At 52.2% G+C, this 4,064-nt stretch carries 3 protein-coding genes; 1 reads left to right on the forward strand and 2 read right to left on the reverse strand.

The features are described from left to right. Positions 1 to 265 precede the first annotated feature (265 nt). Positions 266 to 523 carry a hypothetical protein gene (locus IQ260_RS28465; RefSeq protein WP_193996441.1) on the forward strand — a complete coding sequence of 86 codons (258 nt, stop codon included), beginning with the start codon at positions 266 to 268 and terminating at the stop codon, positions 521 to 523. 373 nt (positions 524 to 896) lie between these two features. On the opposite strand, the gene IQ260_RS28470 is transcribed toward IQ260_RS28465, so the two are convergent. Beyond that, the gene (locus tag IQ260_RS28470; protein ID WP_193996442.1) at positions 897 to 1,532 is read right to left on the reverse strand and encodes a type I restriction enzyme HsdR N-terminal domain-containing protein; all 636 of its coding nucleotides are present in this window, start codon (positions 1,530 to 1,532) and stop codon (positions 897 to 899) included. A gap of 47 nt (positions 1,533 to 1,579) precedes the next feature. Continuing rightward, entirely contained in the window at positions 1,580 to 3,853 is a 2,274-nt protein-coding gene (locus tag IQ260_RS28475; RefSeq protein ID WP_193996443.1) for a transglycosylase domain-containing protein, read from the reverse strand. Positions 3,854 to 4,064: the final 211 nt, after the last annotated feature.

Raw genomic sequence — 4,064 nt, forward strand, 5'->3', positions numbered from 1 at the left:
CTTGACTCAGCGATCTGGGCCGGATAGCCTACTGAGTAAGCAACTTTTCGAGGTTGTTTTTCGCACCCAAAAATTTAGCCGCGCGAGATGGTAGTGCTTGCAACACCACCACCCCGCTAACCCGACCAGCTGTTCGGACCAGTTGGTGAGCTGTGAGCATTTTACAGCCACCCTGAGTTTAGTTGCAGGGTGGCTGAGTTTTTGGGCGCTTTCCTCCCTATCGTTTTGCGGTCAAGACGCCCGCTATGTAAAGGAAAACGCCCCTATGACTTTCCAAAATCAAGCACCTCAGGTGCCGCCTGATCTGCCTGCCAACTTTTCCAGCAGCTTACCTCCAAGCAGCGCCATTCGCCATATCCTGTTGGGGCACCCCAGCCATATCCATCAGACCATCCACCTGCTGCACAATCTACGCTATGTCGAAACCAGCCAGTGGAGCCCGCTGATCGAAGTGCCCGAACATCGATTGATCCTGAGGCCAGAGCCAGACGACATGATCAGCATGCTAGTGCGACGGTTGTAGTACAACACCCAGGGCAGGCAGGTTACGCTGTTGTTGGCTACTTGGGGCTCCTCCGAGTTCCCCAAACCCCAATGGCTAGGGCGGGGCTGCCCGCCCTAGGTCCCAGCAGAAAAATATCACGGGTATCCCGAATGGCGTGTTTGGGTAGTCGGTGAGGTGGTTTAGAATTTTGCGCGCGGCGACAAAATTCTAAAAGGAGAAGTTGTCGAGTTCTCTTTTAGGCGTAACAAACGTGGGGGCTGCCGTGCCTTCCAAAATCAAGCAATAGCGCCTCCTAGCCAAATTGTCCGAGTGGACAACCCTCAGTTAGCGCTGGAGTTTCAACCCAGCGCGGGCTTCAACGACACAGCCAATCTTAGTGCAACATTTGAGCCTAGCTGGTTTTGATGATTTTTTGGCCTAGCGTTTTAAGAATCGTAAGCACATCTATCAGCTCATTGGTTGGACTCAACAAGGAAAACACTCTTGAGCTGCTGTAGGTCGCTGTTTCTTCAGTATTTACCCTAAGAAAAACAAAGTCAGTCCCGTTGGTAATCATGCCAAAGGTAACGGCCTCAGGACTGGCCAACATATGGCTCAAGGCTTGTGCCAATGCCTTAGTCAATGAAAAATCGCTCATTTTGGCTTCAATCACCAAGAGCCAAAGTTTTTCCATCAGGACTAAGATATCGATCGCTCCACGCACGACCGTTTCAGTATCTGGGTCTTTGCTGCTAATGCTGATTTCAGCCTCACTACGAATTTGAAAGGGCGGCTCGTAAAAGCCTGCTAATTCTAGCAGTGGCGACAAGACCACCATTTTTACAGCGCCTTCTAAAACCGGTGGCTGCCGTAGTAAATATCGGAAATGCTGCTTGACCTGATTAAGCCGTTGGACCTCGCTTTCAGTCAGCTTTAAGTCAGGAGCTTGCCACTCTGGAAAAAAAGCAGGATTCTCCGTCAGGGTTAGACCAAAATGTGATTCTAACTCTTCTAAAGAGACTTCACTGGACCGAATTGCTTGTACCATCTATGACTTGGTTTAGTACTTAGTTCTATCTTAGAAGTACTTTCGGCTTACCTAACTACCTGTCCCATGTAGTTACTCCACAGCTGAGCCGCCTGAGAACTGCTGCCATAGGTAGGGTCGTTGTTATCATTACCCAGCCAGATGCCCGTCACCAGATCCGCACTGGGGACAAACCCAACAAACCAGAGGTCAACATTGTCGTTGGTCGTCCCCGTTTTTCCAGCTTCTCCTAAACCCAGATAGGCGGCGCTACCGGTCCCACCGTCCACCGTACCTCGCATCAGAGTTGTCATCGTACTAGCCGTACTTGGGGTGAGCACATCCTGGTTAGCGTCAGGACTGTTGGCATTAAAGTCAAAAATCACCCGGCAGGTATTGCGATCGCGACTATCAGCACAATCACTACTGTCCAAAACCCGCTGAATCCCGTGGGGGCGATTCCAAACGCCGTTGTTTGCGATCGCACCCACCGCCCCGGTCATTTCCAAGGGGGTCACCCCGCTCTGGCCCAGCACCATCCCCGGTACCGGGTCCAGCTCAGACTCAATCCCCATGGTGCGCGCCAGATTAGCAATATTATCTAACCCCGCCTCGCGCGCTATCCGCAGGGCCACCACATTTTCAGAACGGGCAAAGCCGGAGTACATATCCAGAGATCCACCCCCGGAACGACAGCCCTGGTAATACTGACCGCCCCAGTTAAAATCCCCACAGCCAAAGCTGTTACTAGGAGAAATGCCCTGTTCTAACGCACTGGCATAGGCAAAAATCTTAAATGTAGAACCGGGCTGACGTACGGCTTGAGACGCCCGATTAAACTGGCTCAGGCTATAGTCAGCCCCACCCACCAGAGCCTGGATTTCTCCCGTGGATGATTGCACCGTCACCAGCGCTCCCTGGGAAAACCCATAGCGGTCCCCCAGATTAGCAATGCCCGAACGCATTGACGTTTCTGCCTGGGTTTGGATGGCTAAGTCGAGGCTGGTTTCCACATAAAAGTTGCCCTCACGGGCCAGTCCCAGTCCCAGAATCTGGTCCAGCTCATCAAATATATAGCTGTAAAAATAAGGGGCACGGATACTCTGCAGCTGACGCCGGGCTTTAGGACTAATCTCGATCCGGGAGCGCCGCGCCCGCCGCCCCTCTTCTTGGTTGATCATGCCTAGAACGGTCATGCGCTCGATTACCCGGTTGCGGTAGTCCAGGGCATCGTCGTAGCTCTGCACTGGGTTAAAGGCATTGGGCGCGGGTAAAATTCCCACCAGGGTGGCGGCTTCTTGAATATTCAGGTCCTTGGCCGATTTATCAAAGTAAAACTGGGAGGCATCCTCAAAGCCGTAGAGATTGTTGCCTAGGTATACCCGGTTGAGATACAGCAACATGATCCGGTTTTTGCTGAAAAATGTTTCCAGCTTAAAGGCGACAATCATCTCGCGGATCTTGCGCATGGCGCTGTCGTCGCGTCCCACATACTCCGGGTAGATATTACGGGCCATCTGCTGGGTGAGGGTGCTGGCCCCTTCACGAATGGTGCCGCTGCGCAGGTTGGTTTTAGCGGCGCGGGCAATGCCCCAGGGGTCCACACCCAGGTGCCAGTGGTAGCGAGAATCTTCAGAGGCGATCACGGCCTGGGGCAGATATCTGGAGTACTCCCGCAGACGAGATTTTTCGATGTGGGCCTGATTATTAACCGGGTTAATGAGAACGCGATCGCCATTCTCGTTGCCATAGATCGAGACCGGACCTTGCACCGACTCAGGGATGGGACGAATCGGGATTTTAGGCCACTCAATGGCCACCACCCAAAAGGTGGCGAGGGCAACACTGCCGGTAACGCCGTACAGGCCGTAGCGAATGGTTTTGAGATACCACGGTGCTGGGTTTTGGAACCGTAGGGTGACGGCATCATTGAGTTCCTTGGGGCCTAAACTCAGGATGTCTCCATCCTGCAGCCTAAAGGTTTTTAGCCGTTTTTTACCGCAGTAGGTGCCGTTGGTGGATTTTTTGTCTTTAAGGACAAAGGGGTTGCCTGGCTGGTTGCGATCGCGAGTCAGGGTCAAATGGGTCTGACTCACCAGCGGACTGCGCACCACAATGTCACAGTTTTTAGAGCTCCGCCCCAGAACATAGTGATCGCCCACCAAGTCATATACCTTTTGCTGGGAGTCATACTCCACCACCAGCTTAGGTACCCGTGCCCCTGGTTTTAATACCAGTTTGTTAAAGTCTACCCGAGCAACATTTTGAATCACCTGGGTCATCGTTCCCAAGATGGTTCGAGGTGTTGTCGTTGGTGGATTATGGCGGGGCGGCTGGGTCATCCTTAGAGCGTTCAAAATTACGGATGTTTTGAATATGGGTTCACTATAAACCTTTAATCATTGCCCCTGATGTAGGCGCACATAACGCACCCACATCAGATACAAGCAACATCACCAGGATTGCAGATATGAATATGGATTATTCTAGGTCGCCAATCAAAAGGTGGAACGATTTTATCAACCATATGGGTGGGGTCGTTCCATGGAACGA

The sequence above is a fragment of the Leptolyngbya cf. ectocarpi LEGE 11479 genome (assembly GCF_015207065.1).
Taxonomy (GTDB): domain Bacteria; phylum Cyanobacteriota; class Cyanobacteriia; order Phormidesmidales; family Phormidesmidaceae; genus Leptothoe; species Leptothoe ectocarpi.

What these genes read in the sequence shown, in the direction of transcription:
- IQ260_RS28470 (WP_193996442.1), bottom strand. Translation starts at nt 1,532, where the DNA reads ATGGTACAAGCAATTCGGTCCAGTGAAGTCTCTTTAGAAGAGTTAGAA.
- IQ260_RS28465 (WP_193996441.1), top strand. Translation starts at nt 266, where the DNA reads ATGACTTTCCAAAATCAAGCACCTCAGGTGCCGCCTGATCTGCCTGCC.
- IQ260_RS28475 (WP_193996443.1), bottom strand. Translation starts at nt 3,853, where the DNA reads ATGACCCAGCCGCCCCGCCATAATCCACCAACGACAACACCTCGAACC.